The sequence below is a fragment of the Arthrobacter sp. AIWTK1 genome (assembly GCF_056680535.1).
The window spans coordinates 3,529,026-3,544,147 of record NZ_CM155287.1 but is presented as its reverse complement, the minus strand read 5'-3'; the positions used below and the strand labels follow the sequence as shown (position 1 = coordinate 3,544,147).

16 protein-coding genes are annotated in these 15,122 nt (G+C 65.6%); 8 read left to right on the top strand and 8 right to left on the bottom strand.

What is annotated here, in order from left to right; genetic code table 11:
* Positions 1 to 27 precede the first annotated feature (27 nt).
* The 3 genes from AC1MDG_RS16250 to AC1MDG_RS16240 all read left to right on the top strand — a co-directional run bounded on the left by AC1MDG_RS16250 (position 28) and on the right by AC1MDG_RS16240 (position 5,429).
* Positions 28 to 1,746 (top strand): CAP and S-layer homology domain-containing protein, encoded by a 1,719-nt coding sequence (locus AC1MDG_RS16250; RefSeq protein WP_479805144.1) that lies wholly within the window; start codon positions 28 to 30, stop codon positions 1,744 to 1,746.
* Between the two features lie 202 nt (positions 1,747 to 1,948).
* On the top strand, positions 1,949 to 4,753 hold the full coding sequence (locus tag AC1MDG_RS16245) for a S8 family serine peptidase (RefSeq protein WP_479805142.1): 2,805 nt from the start codon (positions 1,949 to 1,951) through the stop codon (positions 4,751 to 4,753).
* Positions 4,754 to 4,859: 106 nt separating this feature from the next.
* Positions 4,860 to 5,429, top strand: coding sequence for a DUF6919 domain-containing protein (locus AC1MDG_RS16240; RefSeq protein WP_479805140.1), 570 nt, complete (start codon positions 4,860 to 4,862; stop codon positions 5,427 to 5,429).
* A gap of 93 nt (positions 5,430 to 5,522) precedes the next feature.
* Here the strand turns inward: AC1MDG_RS16240 and AC1MDG_RS16235 are convergent, their stop codons facing one another.
* Positions 5,523 to 6,065: a hypothetical protein gene (locus AC1MDG_RS16235; protein ID WP_479805138.1), complete on the bottom strand. Its 543-nt coding sequence runs from the start codon at positions 6,063 to 6,065 to the stop codon at positions 5,523 to 5,525.
* A 372-nt stretch (positions 6,066 to 6,437) separates the two neighbouring features.
* Here AC1MDG_RS16235 and AC1MDG_RS16230 point away from each other — a divergent pair, with 372 nt between their 5' ends.
* Together AC1MDG_RS16230 and AC1MDG_RS16225 are read left to right on the top strand one after the other, a co-directional pair.
* Complete coding sequence (locus AC1MDG_RS16230; protein WP_479805136.1) at positions 6,438 to 6,581, top strand: hypothetical protein; 144 nt, start codon at positions 6,438 to 6,440, stop codon at positions 6,579 to 6,581.
* 208 nt (positions 6,582 to 6,789) lie between these two features.
* Complete coding sequence (locus AC1MDG_RS16225) at positions 6,790 to 6,927, top strand: hypothetical protein (RefSeq protein ID WP_479805134.1); 138 nt, start codon at positions 6,790 to 6,792, stop codon at positions 6,925 to 6,927.
* A gap of 153 nt (positions 6,928 to 7,080) precedes the next feature.
* On the opposite strand, the gene AC1MDG_RS16220 is transcribed toward AC1MDG_RS16225, so the two are convergent.
* The 4 genes from AC1MDG_RS16220 to AC1MDG_RS16205 all read right to left on the bottom strand — a co-directional run bounded on the left by AC1MDG_RS16220 (position 7,081) and on the right by AC1MDG_RS16205 (position 10,270).
* The gene (locus AC1MDG_RS16220; RefSeq protein ID WP_479805132.1) at positions 7,081 to 7,287 is read right to left on the bottom strand and encodes a hypothetical protein; all 207 of its coding nucleotides are present in this window, start codon (positions 7,285 to 7,287) and stop codon (positions 7,081 to 7,083) included.
* Positions 7,288 to 7,646: 359 nt separating this feature from the next.
* Positions 7,647 to 9,059, bottom strand: coding sequence for a hypothetical protein (locus AC1MDG_RS16215; RefSeq protein ID WP_479805130.1), 1,413 nt, complete (start codon positions 9,057 to 9,059; stop codon positions 7,647 to 7,649).
* A gap of 104 nt (positions 9,060 to 9,163) precedes the next feature.
* Positions 9,164 to 9,634: a hypothetical protein gene (locus tag AC1MDG_RS16210; RefSeq protein WP_479805129.1), complete on the bottom strand. Its 471-nt coding sequence runs from the start codon at positions 9,632 to 9,634 to the stop codon at positions 9,164 to 9,166.
* A gap of 192 nt (positions 9,635 to 9,826) precedes the next feature.
* The gene (locus AC1MDG_RS16205) at positions 9,827 to 10,270 is read right to left on the bottom strand and encodes a MarR family winged helix-turn-helix transcriptional regulator (protein WP_479805127.1); all 444 of its coding nucleotides are present in this window, start codon (positions 10,268 to 10,270) and stop codon (positions 9,827 to 9,829) included.
* Positions 10,271 to 10,437: 167 nt separating this feature from the next.
* On the opposite strand from AC1MDG_RS16205, the gene AC1MDG_RS16200 reads away from it, so the two are divergent.
* Positions 10,438 to 10,668 carry a zinc-ribbon domain-containing protein gene (locus AC1MDG_RS16200; RefSeq protein WP_479805125.1) on the top strand — a complete coding sequence of 77 codons (231 nt, stop codon included), beginning with the start codon at positions 10,438 to 10,440 and terminating at the stop codon, positions 10,666 to 10,668.
* An 89-nt stretch (positions 10,669 to 10,757) separates the two neighbouring features.
* Here AC1MDG_RS16200 and AC1MDG_RS16195 read toward each other — a convergent pair whose 3' ends face one another.
* Positions 10,758 to 11,015: a hypothetical protein gene (locus tag AC1MDG_RS16195; RefSeq protein WP_479805123.1), complete on the bottom strand. Its 258-nt coding sequence runs from the start codon at positions 11,013 to 11,015 to the stop codon at positions 10,758 to 10,760.
* A 255-nt stretch (positions 11,016 to 11,270) separates the two neighbouring features.
* On the opposite strand from AC1MDG_RS16195, the gene AC1MDG_RS16190 reads away from it, so the two are divergent.
* Positions 11,271 to 11,963, top strand: coding sequence for a TetR/AcrR family transcriptional regulator C-terminal domain-containing protein (locus AC1MDG_RS16190; RefSeq protein ID WP_479805121.1), 693 nt, complete (start codon positions 11,271 to 11,273; stop codon positions 11,961 to 11,963).
* 76 nt (positions 11,964 to 12,039) lie between these two features.
* Here the strand turns inward: AC1MDG_RS16190 and AC1MDG_RS16185 are convergent, their stop codons facing one another.
* Complete coding sequence (locus AC1MDG_RS16185) at positions 12,040 to 12,771, bottom strand: GAF and ANTAR domain-containing protein (RefSeq protein ID WP_479805119.1); 732 nt, start codon at positions 12,769 to 12,771, stop codon at positions 12,040 to 12,042.
* 159 nt (positions 12,772 to 12,930) lie between these two features.
* Here AC1MDG_RS16185 and AC1MDG_RS16180 point away from each other — a divergent pair, with 159 nt between their 5' ends.
* Positions 12,931 to 14,304, top strand: coding sequence for a MinD/ParA family ATP-binding protein (locus tag AC1MDG_RS16180; RefSeq protein WP_479805117.1), 1,374 nt, complete (start codon positions 12,931 to 12,933; stop codon positions 14,302 to 14,304).
* A 40-nt stretch (positions 14,305 to 14,344) separates the two neighbouring features.
* Here the strand turns inward: AC1MDG_RS16180 and AC1MDG_RS16175 are convergent, their stop codons facing one another.
* Complete coding sequence (locus AC1MDG_RS16175; protein WP_479805115.1) at positions 14,345 to 15,085, bottom strand: GAF and ANTAR domain-containing protein; 741 nt, start codon at positions 15,083 to 15,085, stop codon at positions 14,345 to 14,347.
* Between the last annotated feature and the right edge of the window lie 37 nt (positions 15,086 to 15,122).

Sequence of the window (15,122 nt, the reverse complement as noted above, 5' to 3'; positions counted from 1 at the left end):
TTAGTCCCCGGGTACGCTGCCTCGGGGGTGCCGCGCGAAACAGCCAATCTTGCGCTGGCAGCGGACCCGTACCAAGCCGAGAAGACTGCACTTCTCACCTTTATAAATGACTACCGGGTAGAGAACGGCCTCAAACCGCTCACCGTGAACCCGGACATCGCTGCCGTCGCACAGAATTGGTCCACCACCACTGCCGACGCCGGAGGTTTCAAGCACAATCCCGATTTCTGGAAACAAATTCCTCCGGGGTGGCTAACCTGCGGGGAGAACATCGCCGCAAATGACGACCCCGAATCAATATTCATCAGCTGGGTCAATTCCGAACCGCACCGGCTCGCCATGCTCAATGCGGATTTCAAAGAAATCGGCATCGGATACGCGTTCCAGGCGAACCTCCAGGGCGAATACCCCGGAACGTACTACGCAACAGCGAACTTTGCCGCCTATCCGGTGACCGTCACTGCTGCACCGCCCGTTTTCGCCGCGTCCACCTACACCATCCCGGACGTGGAAGGCGTGCAATACAGGGCCAACGGTGAGGCCAAAGCCGCCGGGACGTACCCCGGTACCGGCACGGTAACCGTGACAGCCACCCCGAAGGCCGGCTACACGTTGGCTCCCGGCGCCTCCACCCAATGGACTGCCACGTTCAAGACTGGCCCACTCGCAGTGACCCCCGCAGCCGTCACCTTCACCGACAAGGAGGGAACCGCCGAGGACACGTTCACGGTTCCCGGCACAACAGGCGTGGAGTACCTGCAGGGCGGCAAGATTGTTGACGCGGGTACGTTCCCCGGTTCCGGCACGGTCACGGTGACGGCGCGGGCCACGACGGATTATGTCCTTGCCGCGGGAGCTGCAGCCGAGTGGACGTTTACGTTCCAAGGGGGGCTCTCGGCGCCCGCACCTACGATATCCGGCAGCCGCACCGTCGGTTCCACGCTGACCGCCGTACCCGGCAGCTGGACGCCGGCCCCGGACTCGCTGAGCTACCAGTGGTACCGCTCCGGGGCCGAGATTGCCGGTGCAACCTCGGCTGCCTACAAGCTGGCGATCGCCGACGTCGGGGCTGCCCTCACCGTGCGGGTGACCGGCGTCAAAGCGGGGTACGAAGCGGTGACCGCGGACTCCGCACCCGTAGCCGTTGAAGCGGCACCGCCGTTCCGCGACATCAACGGGGGGTCGGCGTTCGCCAAGGAAATTTCCTGGCTGGCAACAGCAGGCGTGACGCAGGGATGGACCGAGCCGGACGGTTCCCGGACCTTCCGCTCTGCACAGCCGGTGAACCGGGACCAGATGGCGGCCTTCCTGTACCGGCTGGCCGGCAGCCCGGACTTTGTCCCGCCAGCCCAGTCGCCCTTTGCGGATGTGCCCACCACCCACAATTTCTACAAGGAGATCTCCTGGCTGTGGACGGCCAAGATCAGCGAGGGCTGGAAGGAAGCTGACGGCAGTTGGACGTTCCGGCCGGCGGCGACGGTCAACCGCGACCAGATGGCTGCCTTTATCTACCGGCACTTCGTCTACCGGCACCCGGGCTCGCCCGACTATGTGCCGGAAGCCACCTCCCCATTTGCGGATATCCCCACCAACCACAACTTCTACAAACAGATTTCCTGGTTGGCCAAACAAGGCATCACGAATGGTTGGACCGAATCCGACGGGTCCAAGACCTTCCGTGCCGGCTCCTCGATCCTGAGGGACCAGATGGCTGCGTTCATGTACCGCTACGCCAACCTGCCGTGACCCGACAGGCATGAAACCCCGGCGGCGGCAGACCAGATCTGCCGCCGCCGGGCCATTTTTTAGCCCTTGTGGCAGCCCTGGAAATAAGTCCGTGACAATAAATCAAACGTTGTTACACTCGTGCTTGACGCGGATTTCGCGGTCTCTATTTCCCGCGGTCCGGCTCCTGGGGGGGTCGACGCCTGGCCCCTAGGATTTCGCGATGCTGCACGCTCTGCGCACCCGTCTGTCTTCCCGTCTCCTGATACCCGGTGTCGTGGCACTCTTGTGCGGCTCGTCGCTTCCGTTCCCGGCCGTGGCCGACGACGCGCCCGTGCTCCCCGTTGCGCCGGTGCAGGCTCGTGCGGCTGCCAGCGGCGTTGCCGCCACGGACCAGTTCATTGTGAAGTTCAAGGAATCAGCCGCCCCCGGGTCCGCCCTGCGCAAAGAACCCTTCAGCGCGCTGGCCCGGGACGTCGGCATTCCTGTGACGGATGTCCGCGGGACGGCGGCGGGAGCCCGCGTCCTGCGCGCGGACCGCACGCTCGATGCCGCGGAAACCGGCAAGGCGCTGGCCGCGCTGAAGGCGGACCCCGCCGTCGAGTACGCCGAACCGGACAGCAAGATGTACCCGGCTGCCACACCGAACGATCCCCTCTACCCGCAGCAGTGGGCGCTGGGGGACGCCTCCGGCGGGATGAGGTTGCCGGGTGCCTGGACGGCCACCAACGGTGCCGGCGTGGTGGTGGCCGTGGTGGACACCGGGATCACCGGCCATCCGGACCTGAACGCCAGCGTGCTCCCCGGGTACGACATGATGTCCGATCCCGCTTACTCCCGCGACTCCAACGGCCGGGACGCCAATCCCCGCGATGAAGGTGACTGGACCGCAGCCGGCATGTGCGGTGACGGTATCCCGGCCAGCCAGTCCTCCTGGCACGGCACCCAGGTGGCCGGCATCATCGCCGCCACGACGAACAACGGCATGGGCCTCGCCGGGGTCGCCCCTGAGGCCAAAATCCTGCCGGTCCGCGCCCTGGGCCCCTGCGGCGGCTACCTCTCCGACATCACGGACGGCATCATCTGGGCCGCCGGCGGAAGCATCGCCGGACTGCCCTCAAACCCCACCCCTGCCCGCGTGATCAACCTCAGCCTGGGCGCCACCCAGCCCTGCTCCGCCACGTTCCAGAACGCGGTGGACTTCGCCTACGGCACGGGCGCAGCCGTGGTGGCCGCAGCCGGCAACGAGAACATGCAGGCTTCCTCGTCAAGCCCCGCCAACTGCCGGAACGTGATCTCCGTTGCCGCCGTCGCCCGCACGGGCTACCTTGCGCCCTACTCCAACTACGGATCCACCGTTGACGTCGCGGCACCGGGCGGGGATATGACCCAGACGTCGCAGGACGGAATCGCGGTGGCATTCAACATCGGCACCACGACGCCCGTGGCCTCCGAAGCCTATGCCGCCTCGGAAGGAACCTCCATGGCGGCCCCGCACGCCTCGGGGCTTGCCGCGCTGCTCATGTCCCGGCTGGGGGACCTGGCCACCCCGGCCAACGTGGAAACCCGGATGAAATCGACCGCCAAGAATTACGCATGGGCCTGTGCCACCAAGGGCTGCGGCAGCGGAGCGTTGGACGCCACAGCGGCGCTGAACTTCCAGCCGGACCGGAACATCACCGGGACCACCCCCACTATCAGCGGCCAGGCCGTCGTCGGGAACTACCTCTCCGCCGTCGTCCAGAACTGGACGCCCAGCGACATCACTTACGCCTATCAGTGGAAGCGGAACGGCACCCCCATCCCGGGTGCGCAGGCAGTGGGTTACCAGCTGCAGCCCGCGGACGTTGGCGCCACCCTGACCGTCACAGTGACAGGGAGCCGGTTCTTCGGGTCGAGCGTCTCGCTGACGTCCGCGCCCACGGTCGCGGTGGCGCCCGCCACCGTGGCGGCACCCTATGACCCCGTCATCTCCGGGCAGGCCATTGTGGGCGGCGTCCTCACCGCGAACCCGGGCGTGTGGCAGCCGGCTCCGGTGTCGCTGTCCTACCAGTGGCTTCGCGCCGGCTCGCCCATCCCCGGCGCTTCGGCCAGCACCTACACGGTGACCGCAGACGACAAGGGAAAGACCCTCGCGGTCCGGGTCACCGGCACCAAGGACGCCTACCTGTCCGCGCAGCGGACCAGCGCTTCCACAGCCACAGTGGCCACGGGTGCGGTTCCGGGGCCGGTGCAGTTCACGGACAAGATCGGCGCCCCCGACGACACCTACACGGTGCCCTCGGCCACCGGCGTGGAGTACCTGATGGCCGGGAAAGTGGTTCCCGCCGGAACCTACCCCGGTAGCGGCACCGTCACCGTGACCGCCCGCGCCACCGCCGGCTACGCCCTGGTGGCCGGCCAGGCCTCCAGCTGGACCTTCACCTTCAGCCCCGTGGTGTTCAACGACATCACCTCCGCGTCGGCGTTCCACACCGAGATCGACTGGCTGGCCCTCAACGGGATCACGGAAGGCTGGACGCTGACCGACGGCACCCGCGTCTTCCGCCCGGCAGAGCAAGTGAACCGGGACCAGATGGCCGCCTTCCTCTACCGGCTTGCAGGCAGCCCGTCGGACTTTGTGCCGCCGGCGGAGTCGCCGTTCGCCGACGTGCCCACGACGCACCACTTCTACAAGGAAATCTCCTGGCTGGCCACGCAGGGCATCAGCAAGGGCTGGGAGGAAGCCGACCACACGTGGACGTTCCGGCCGGCGTCCACCGTTAACCGTGACCAGATGGCAGCCTTCCTCTACCGCCACTACATCCACCTGCACCCGGGTTCCCCTGACTTCGTCCCGGACGCAACGTCCCCCTTTGCGGACATCCCCGTCACCCACAACTTCTACAAGGAGATCTCCTGGCTGGCCAAGCAGGGCATCAGCAACGGCTGGAAGGAAACGGACGGATCCACCACGTTCCGGCCGGCGGCGTCCATTCTCCGGGACCAGATGGCGGCCTTCATGTACCGCTACAAAGTCCAGCCCTGACGGCAGCTCTCTCCTCGCCAACGTGTTACGGAAGTGACGAAGCGTGACCACTGTGAGCAGTGATACATTCTGCTAGTGACCATTGGGGAACTAAAGGAGACAGTGCATGTTTGAAGGTGTCCCCGACGAGGACGCGTGGCGCAACTGCACCACGCTCGAAGGTGCTTGTGAACTGACCGCACGCTGGCTCGAGGGCTCCCTCAGCTACGTGCCCGGTTACGCCGCGCCGCAGTACGCCGGAGAGAACGGCCCCATGAGCGAGGCCCTGGCCGCGATCAACCGGCTTGGCTTCCTCACCGACGACTCACAGCCCGGGGCGGAGATCTCCGGCGGCCACGGCCAGCGCGCCTTTGTGACCGGCCGCTGCACCGAGCAGTCGGCAGCCATAATTTCCGCGGTGCTGGTGGAAACGGACCTGGTGGCGCTGGTGTTCCCTCCGGGCGAATCGGGCACCGGACAGATCTGCGTGACCCTTGACGGCGCCAGGGAGTTCACCTGGCTGGGCAGCTCCGGCGGCCCCTCCTACGCCCACGAGACCTACACCGACTGGACCAACGAGACGCTCGCCAAGTCGCTGGCCGAATGCTGGGAACTGCAGATCTTCGACCCCGTCTGGGGCCGCAACACCAAGCTGGTTCCCCTCCTGCAGAAGGCCCTGATCACCGCGAAGGGCTGAGGTCCCGCCAACGTTGTGAAGGGCGGCGGCCCCGCGGGCGAACCGCGGTGCCGCCACACTTCACGAGCAACCCTTACCTACGAAGGCCGGCTGTTATTTCGGGCAGCTGTGGGCGGGGTTGTACGCGGCGAACATACCGTCCGGATTGTCCTTCCACACCCACGCGTGCAGCGCGAACGTGCCCGGGAACGGCCCGTTATCGAAGTCCACGCCGGCGAGTTCCGGCCGCTCCGCTGCCGTGGACAGGTACTCCACCGCCACCAGCTTCATCCGGCCGCGCTCGTTGGGCATGTACACGAGGATCTCAGGCTTGCGGGCCTGCGTCTTGTCATCGATCAACGACTCCTTGGCGTAATGGAAACCCATGGCCCCGACGCCGGCCTTGTCGATGCATTCGGTGATCTTCTTGTACCCGTCCTTCTTTGCGTTATCCAGCCAGCGGTAATCGTCAGTGACATCCCGCAGGGTTTTCACCAGCCTGCGCTGCTCGGAGTTCTTCTTCCAGTCATCACTCTTGTCCGACCCGCCGCCGTGCCCTGAGCCTTCGTGCGCGACGGCGGTACCGGGCGCCATCCCCACGGCCAGGACGGCCGCGGCGACCATGGACATCAGTCCTGTTTTGGTGCGATTCCTCATTTTTTGTTCCAACCCTCTGAGACCCGAGATTTCCTTGTTCGGTACGGGATGCGAAGCGCGGGGTGCGAGATGCCCCGCCTTCGCCAGGATGCCGGCGGGCCTGAGTGGCAGGCCGGTGAATGAGCCGCCCGGGTGGAAAATATCCATCAATTTGGGGGCGGCGTTAAAAGTATGCTCCTCCGCCTGAAGCCGGCGCTAGGTGTTGCGGTACGGAAATCTGCGGCGCAAAAAGGCACTGGCGACCCTACGTCGGGCTGGCAGTTCTTCCCTTATGGCCGTATGCCTGAGCGTAGCGGCGACTATCAGGTGAGCGTACGTCACAAACCCAGTGACTTGGTTTCCCTGAAACATTGTGCCGCTACTATCGCGGGCATGGGGAATTACGTGAAGGGACTGACCGCGCGGGATTCGCGACGCGAACTGCGGAGGCGGCGCCTCCGGATGCTGGGCAACGTGGGGCTGGCGGCGCTGGCCGTTGCCACCGCCGTCGTGGTGTGGATGGCGCTGCAGCGCTGACTGCCGAATCAGAAGGCACAAAAACCTGCACTTAATTGACAAGATTTGTTGTGCACTTTACTGAGTTGGACAAACGCCGCGCGGCCAACGTAGGGTGATGAGCGATCCGACATGGGGGATCCCACCGTTCGTTGCAGGCCGTAATGCGAAGCGATTGTCGCGAAGCGTGCCAGCATCGAGTGCAACGACGCAGCCTGGAGGTAATTCCGTGGACCTGACCGATTACGCCTTTGCGCTGAGCGCATTAATGGGAACCCTGTTCATTCCGTTCTGCGCTTTATATGTGCTGCTCCGCCTCAAACGCGGCGCCGCAGTGAAGCCCGTTCCCCTGAAGGTCCGCCGGTAATGCCATACGTAGACATCAACCCGCACCGCTCCGGCCCCAAATGGCGCGATTACCTGCTGCTCAGCGTTCTCCTGGTGCTCACCGCGGGCGTGGCGGCAGCGGCGCTGTTCAGGGTCTAACTGGCCACCACTGCTGCACGCCCGCGGCGGCTGGCTACTCGGCCAGCTTGGCGACAGCCTGTGCCCAGAGAAAGTATTTGTTGGTCCCCAGGTCCTTGATCGTTTTGATGCCCAGGGCATCCTGAAGCTTCTGGGCATCAGCGTCCGACAAGCCCTGCAGCGCGCCGACAGGCGCCTTGGCGAGTTCCTCGATGCTCTTGTCCTCATATGCCTTGTCGAACTTGCTGCTGAGTTTTGCCATGATGAAGCTCCTTGCATCCGTGGCCGGCCCGAAAACCGGTGAGGCGGGTCGCCTGCGTACATCCCAGCACGCGGCCGGTGCCAGCGCAAGCAGTGTAAAGGGCCCGCCGTCGGGCGGGCAGAGTGCTCAGCTCCTACACCACCCAATAGCGGGCCCTTGGCATCGCCCGTCCCGGACCGGGACCACCTGGGCCAGTTAGCGGCCTCGGTCCGAACGGTTGCGATGAATCCACTGTAGAAGGCGGGGGCGCGGTAGGGCACGAGTACCAGCTACCCGTTTTCCCCTCTGACACCACTCGTATCAACAGCCCCATACGCATCCTTCTCGAACACCGGCTTCACCCGGGCGACCGGCCCGGATCAGCCGTAGGTGAAGGTAATGCTCGTGGCCGGCTGCAGCGGAGCGCTGGAGGCCACGACGGTGCAGTTGGACCCGTTGCCGTTGAACGTCAGGTTCGAGAACGTGGCCACGCCGGCGGCCGCGGAGACGCTCAGGGTTCCCTTCAAGTTGCACTGGGACGACACCGTAACTGTCGCCGTGCTGGCAGTCAGGTTGCCGAAGGTGTCCCGGACACTGACAGTGACCGGCGGATCGATGACGGTGTTCTTCAGTGGCGCGATTGTTGCATCGAAGGTCAGCTTGAACGCCACGGCAGGCGAAACCGTGACCGCAGCCGAAGCTCCGGCCAGTCCGCTGCTGCCCATCGTGAGGCGGTGCGCCCCGGCTTTGGTGTCCCCATAAAAGAACGACGCCGATGCGGACCCCGCCGGGATGGTCACCGTGGTGACGCTTGCGCCGCCGGCAGTCGCCGCGAATACCTTGGTGCCCGCGGAGTTCGACGCGAGTGAGAGGGTGGTGCTGCCGGCGGCCACGGGATTCCCGTAGGCGTCCTGGCGCTGTACTGAGAACGGCCCGACTGTTGCGGTTGCGGACGCCGTGCCCGCGGCTGGCCCCGAGACCACAAGCTTGGTGGCAGCCGCTGCCGTGATGGTGAACGGCGAGCTCACCACGCCCGAGTATCCCGCGCTGGATGCAATCAGGGTGTAAGTGCCGGCCTTGGTGATGGCTAGTCCGCTGAACGTGGCCTCACCCCAGCCGTTGGTGTTGGCTGTTACAGTTCCCGAGAGGGTGCCGCCGCCGGGGTTGCTTGCCAGGCCAATGGTCACCGGGACATCGGATTTCCAGAAGGGCAGCCCGAAGGCGGTCCGTAGTTCCACGGTGAATGCCGGCAGGGCGGTACCTGCCACTACGGAGGCTGCAGGTTGGATGCCGAAGCGGAGACCATTGATGCTGGACACGGTGACGTTTCCGCTGGCCGTGCTGACGGCAGTCCAGGAACGGTGCAGTGCAGTCACCACATACTTGTGCGTACCCTCGGGTACGGAGGAGTCCGTGCAACTGGTGCCCGTTACTGGAGATGCCGGGCTGCTGCCGCAGGCCGGAACGGACGTGACGCCGCTGATGCGGGTGACGTAATAGCCGGTCGGGGCGGGAGCCCTGGCTGAGGCGGTCCAGCTGACCGCCACAGTTGAGTTGCTGCTCGACGGGACAGTCACACCGGTGGGCGGCGCCAGGGTGGCGACTGCCGCCGTCGTACTTCCAGTTCCGGTGGCCCGCCAATACGCCGACGCGGCCGGAGCGCCCAAAAGTGCTGCAAGAACCAATGAGACACAGGCCGCAATGATGCGGCCGAACAGGCGCCGAAACACCACCAGCCCCCGCCGGAAGCCGCGGGGGCTTTCGGGGGAGCTGGTGTTGCGCCTGCCGGACATACGCACCTTCTCGACATTGGCTCAGGGGGTGGCGGGGGGTGCCACGTTCACCATTGGGGAATGAAGGTGGCGGTGTTGAGGAGGAGCGACAGCGCGCTACCCCTTCACTTTGCTTCGAAGTACAGCGGTACCGTGACGCCTTGGCAATCGTCCTGGTTGGAGTCCTTATTGACCATCTTGATGGTGACCGTGCCCGGAACGGTGGCGCCTGCGACGATCTGGCCCTTGGCGATGGTCGGTGTGCCAACCTCGAAGTCCGCAGCAGAGCAGGTTCCGGCAGCCCAGTCCGAACCGTTTGCCGTGGCCACCTTGGCGGTAACGCTGGCCAGGTTCTGCGCACCGGTGTTTTCATTCTTGACCGTGAATGCAACGGTCTGGGTGGGGCCGCCGGGGCTCAGGGCCTCGCCAGTGGCCGGTGAGCTGAGGACCTTGAACGCCACCGTCGCGCCGGTGGAGGCCGCGCCGGTGCCGATCCCCGTGGCGCTCCAGTAAGCGAAGGCCGCGCCGCCGCCGATTGCCACCATGGCAGCGGTGGTGATGATGATGCGCTTTTTGCGTCCAGCTACTTTGCTCATTGCAGTTCCCCTTGAACTCGTGCGGCGTATCCGCAGACCTTCGAGGCCTAGCCGGCTCCGATGAATCGAGTCTCGGGGAGCAAAATCAAGCAGGTTCAAAGAAATGATCAAGATTCACTAAAGGTTGTTTTTTCACTTCAGTAACTCCTGTAACGGGGGAATGCAACGCTGGCCCCTGGCTTGGGCCTGGGCCTACTGGGAGTCTGTTTGTTCGGAGTCTGCCAGGTGCGCGATGTGCTGTTCGAGGTGCCGGCGCAGATCCACCTCGACGTCGCGCTCGGGGCGGGGGAGGCCGCGGACCAGCTCTTCGGCAGTCCGCAGCACGGACCGCCCGCGGGGCGTCAGCCGGACGCTCCGGCTCCTGCCGTCACCCGCGCCGCGTTCCTTGGTGAGCAGGCCCAGGTCCTTCAACCGGTCCAGGATCTTGCCCAGGCTCTGGGCGGTGATTCCGAGCTCGTCGGCCAGGCAGTTCTGAGTGGCGGGGCCCAGCTCCTCCACGCAATCCAACGCATCGAAGGACGACTTCGTGAGGCCCAGGCCGACGAGCCGCCGGTTGATCCGCCGCTCGTCCAGCCGCGCCGCCGTGGACAATAGGCGGTGGGTGGACCACCCTGCCGCTCTGTTCTGCTGGGCCAAAGCCATATGCGAATTACCTGCCTTCCGGGAGACCGCGGCTGGGGGCACGGTGTTGGGTCTGCTGGTTAAACCTCACCTAATACTAAGCATGATTACTATTAGATGGTAAGCACCCTGATCAATAGAGTGCTTCGCCATCCCGGGTCGAGAAACCCAGAAAGGCAGAAATGCTTCTACTCTTCGGCCTTAAGACCGTCCTGCGGGCTTTGCCTGGCAGGCTTTCCGCGTGCCGCTACTGCGGCCAGTACGTGGAGCAGCACCTCGAGGAGCGGGCCTCCAAGTTCACGGTGTTCTTCGTTCCGATCTTCACCCTGTCCCGCACGTACCGCATCACGTGCTCCAACTGCGGGCAGCGATCGTCGCTTTCGAGGAGCGGGATGCGGGCGCTGCCCCGGTAGGCGCGCAAAAGGCCGGTTCCCGGGTCAGCCCCCAAGGCTGACCGCGAACCGGCCTCTCGTCGTCGTGCTTCTGGCGGTACTGAGGTCCGCTAGACCAGAACCGGGCGGGTGGCCAGGATGTAGTCCGCGGCGGCGGCCCCCGTCATGCGCAGACGGCTGTCCGTAGACCTGATCCTGCGGGTCTTCATCTCTGACCAGAAGTCCGCGGCGGACGCCGGGGTGAACTCGTTGAGCATGCACCAGCTGGTGTACAGCCCGTAGAGCTGGTCTTTCCTGAGCGACGCGTCGCCATCCTGGTCCGGAGTGGTGGCTTCGCTGAGAAATCGGTCAATTTTTGAAACGCCCATGGGTAGCTCTTTTCCGTACTGTGCGTCAAGTGCCGCCATTCGGCTACAGCAGCTGAACCTCAGATACCTGCACAGGGCCTGAAGTTTTCCACGCCCTGGATTAGCGGCAGTGACGAGCCGCATCCGGGGGCCCAAAAATAGTCTCCGACGAATGCATCTACACCGTAGACTCTAGGCGTAGACTACAGGTTAAGCAAGAGTGGACAGCCATATGCTGCACACTGCCAACCATCTCCGACGTAAGGACCCACCGCCATGTCAGCCCCGCAGGACACAGATTCCAGAAGACGGCTGAACCGCGAGGTGGTCCTTCAAACGGCCCTGGAACTGGTGGACTCCGAGGGGCTCGAAGCCCTGAGCATGCGCCGGCTGGGCCAGGCCCTGGACAGGGACCCCATGGGCCTCTACCGCTACGCTGCCAACCGCGCCGACCTGCTGGACGGGATCACCGAACTGGTCCTTAACGAGCTGGCAATCTTCCCGAAAGACCCCGACTGGCAGGCCCAGCTCCGCAGGATCGCGCACGACCTCCGGCTCCTGGCCCTCCGGCATCCCAATGTTGTGCCGCTGCTGGTGACGCGTCCGCTGTCCACACCGCTGGGCCTCCGGCCGCTGGGGACACTGCGGCCATTGGAACAGATCCTGGGACTGCTTATCGAGGCAGGCTTTGAGCCGAACAGCGCCCTGCATGTTTACCGCGCGTACTACGGCTTCCTGTACGGCCACATCCTCAATGAACTCCAGGAATTCATTGTGGACGCCGAAGAAAACGTGGCCCTGCTGAGGCTCGGCCTCCACCGGCTCCCGGCGCGCGACTTCCCCCACCTGCGCGAGCTCGCGCCCGTGCTGGCGGACTACGACGGCGCGGCAGAGCTGGACGAGGGCATCAGCATCCTGCTCTCCGGGCTCGCTGAGAAGCTGACGGGCGGGGGAGTGGCGGTCCGCTGAGCGTCGTCCGCCGCGGTGCCGCTCGCAAACTAAGCGGGCGGCAATCAGCCCGCCGCCCGGCGTCGTGCGTTAAGCCTTACGCGTCGAAGTGGGTCCGGACGTCGCCGGTCAGGTTGGCCAGCATCTCCTCTGCCACCGTGCGCAGCTTCTGGTTGCGGTTGCTGGACACCTTGGTGAGGATCGCCATCGCCTCGGCCTGGGTGCACCGGTTCTGGCCCATGATCACACCGCATGCCAGGTCGATGGACGTGCGGCTCGCCATGGCGGCGGCAAGGTCATCCGCTAGCGACTGCGCCGTGCCCAGCTTCACTGACAGCCGCACGGCACCGCCGGCAAGATCCGCAAACTCCACGGCCTCCCGGATGACGGCGGGGGTGAAAACGCCCGATTCGAACGCGAAGAAGTTCAGGGCCGCGGCCGCGTCCTCGCCGAGCTCCAGCGGCACACCCAGCGTGGCCCGGCAGCCCTCGTCCGCCAGCGCTTTCTGGTATTCCGGCCAACGCGGATCATTGTCCACGTCGGCAAGCAGCACCGGCTCCTTGACCTTGAGCGCCTCGATGCACGGCCCGTCCCCGATGCGCTGCTCGATCTCGTCCAGGAGGACTGCCTTCGGGCTGCTCCCGGCCACGGTAAAGGTCCGGCGTCGCCGCTTCAGCGTGACGCCGCATTCGATCTTCACGGAGGTGTCGCGGCTCAGCGCCCCGGCCGCCATGACGGACAGGCGCTCCAGGAACTCGGCGACATTCTGGGTGCCGACAATGAGGTCCTGAAGTTCCAGGACGCGTTCGTGCTCGGGAGAGTTGGCCATGCCTCAATGTAGAGCGCGGGCCCCGCCGGAGCAACTGTGCGCTCCCTCTCTTCCGGCAGTGTATGGGGGGACTTTTGGCCTATTGCGCCTAGAATTGCTGTTTGACCGAAGCCCTAAAGAGCCGTTGCACGCTTTGCCGAATGTCCTGGGGGGACGAACATGCCCGAATCGGCCGATAAGAACGCACGCGCCACTGCACACAATGCAGGGCAGCCCCAGCCGCGCCGCCGCCGCGACCTCCGTCGCCCGGCAGGTGCGTCTCCGGACGCCCGGACAGGAAACATGCCCGCCGCTGCCACCCCGAACAACAGCCGCACCGCACCCACCCGGCGGAGTTCCTGGGCCGAAGCGGCAGCCGTCGCCGACGCACAGGCAGAAGCGGAAGCAACTCCCGAGGCTACCGCGGCGGTTCCGGCCCCGGTGCCGGCTTCCGTTCCTGCTTCGGTTCCTGCCTCGGTTCCCGCCCAACCCGCTGCCCAGCCGGCGGCCCAGCCAGCGGCGCAGCCGGCCACCTCCCGCAGGGGCGCCGTCCCGGCGGAACCCAGCGCGCCGCCGTCGAACGTTTCCCGCCAGGCCGCCAAAATGGCGGCAGCGGACGCGCCCGTCTCCGACTTCATCACCTCGCCCGGTTCCTTTGTCCGCGAACAGAAACCGCGCCCCCGCGGCGGCTTCCGCGGCGCCCTCTACGCCCTGACCGGCGGAGCCATCAACCTGGGCCCCGGCCCCCGGCAGCGCGAAGAGGACGAACTGGGCCGGCGCATCTCCCGCCAGCTGCAGGGCAGCTACAACACCGCGGTGCTCAGCCTCAAGGGCGGCATCGGCAAGACCTCCACCACCGTGGGCGTGGGCCTGACTCTCGCCGAGTTCCGCGGCGACGCCCCCTGCGCCATCGACGCCAACCCGGACTCGGGCGACCTCGTGGAGCGCGCGCTGGGCGAAGGCATTTACCAGCAGTCCAGCCCGCGCACCATCACGGACCTGCTCAGGAACATCGAATCCGTTGATTCCCTCACCGCGCTGGCCCGCTACATGCACCACGCCGGGCGGCTGCACCTGATCGCGGGGGAGCAGGACCCGGAAGTATCGGACTCGCTCACGGCCGAGGAATACCTCCGCATCCGCAAGCTCATTTCCGGCTACTACTCCGTGGCCCTGACCGACTGCGGCACCGGAGTCACGCACAACGCGATGAGCGGGATCCTGCAGTCCGCGGACAACCTGGTGATTGCCGCCGGGTACGCGGTGAGCGGTGCCAAGCGTGCCCGCAGCACCCTGCAGTGGCTCGCCAGCCACGGCTACGAGGACCTGGCCCGCAACGCGATTGTGGTGATCACGGACAAGGACGAGGTGTCCTCCCGCGTGGACAAGGACGCCATCGAGGAACACCTCTCCGGCATGTGCCGGCAGCTGATCGCCGTTCCCCACGACCGCGGAGTGGCCGACGGCGACCTGGTCACCCTGGATGTGCTCAAGCCCGAGACGAGGCGCGCCTACAAGGAAATCGCGGCCGCGATTGTGGACGGGTACGTTTAGGCGCCGTCCTTTTTGGGGCTTTTCGGGGGTGCGCCTCCGGTCACCCCCGGCGCGTGAGAATCTCCCCGCTGCTGGCGAGGTGTTCGGCCACGTCCCGCAGCTTGATGTTCGAGTCGGAGCTCGCCTTGGTCAGGACCAGGAAGGCCTGTTGCGGCGTGATTTTGAACCTCTCCATCAGGATCCCCTTGGCCTGGCCGATCAGGTCCCGGGTGTCCAGCGCCCGCGTCAGCTGCGCGATCTCCTTGGCGTCGGAGAACGCGACGGCGGCGTGGGCAGCCACCAGGAGCGCGATCTGTTCCGATTCGTCGTCGAAGACGTTCACATCCTGGCCGTAAAGGTTCAAGGCACCCAGTTTGTCCCCCTCCACAAAGAGCTGGATGGAGAGCATACTGCGGGCGCCGACGTCGTAGGCCGCCTGCGTGAAGCCAAGCCACCGTTCGTCTTTGCCTAGGTCCGGAACCCGCACTACGCGCTGGTCATAGGCTGCGTCGAGGCAGGGACCCTGGCCCATCTCACTTTGCAGCGCGTCTATTTTGACAGGAAGGTCACCCGATGCAGCCCGGGACTCGATCGTGCGGCGGCCGGTCACCAGGCTGATGGATGCCTCCGCGACGTGCGGGATCAGTTCCAGGGCGGCGTGGACAATGATCGTCAGGATCGCGTCGGTGTCCTGTTCATGCTGCAGCTCCCGGGCAAGATCGCTGAGCCGGCCAGCCAGCCCGCCGCTGAACTCCGGTGGCCGTTCAACAGGTTCACGCGTGCTGGCGGACTTCGATGTCATGGGTCGTCCTTAGCCGGGGACTGCGAAAGGTATGAGG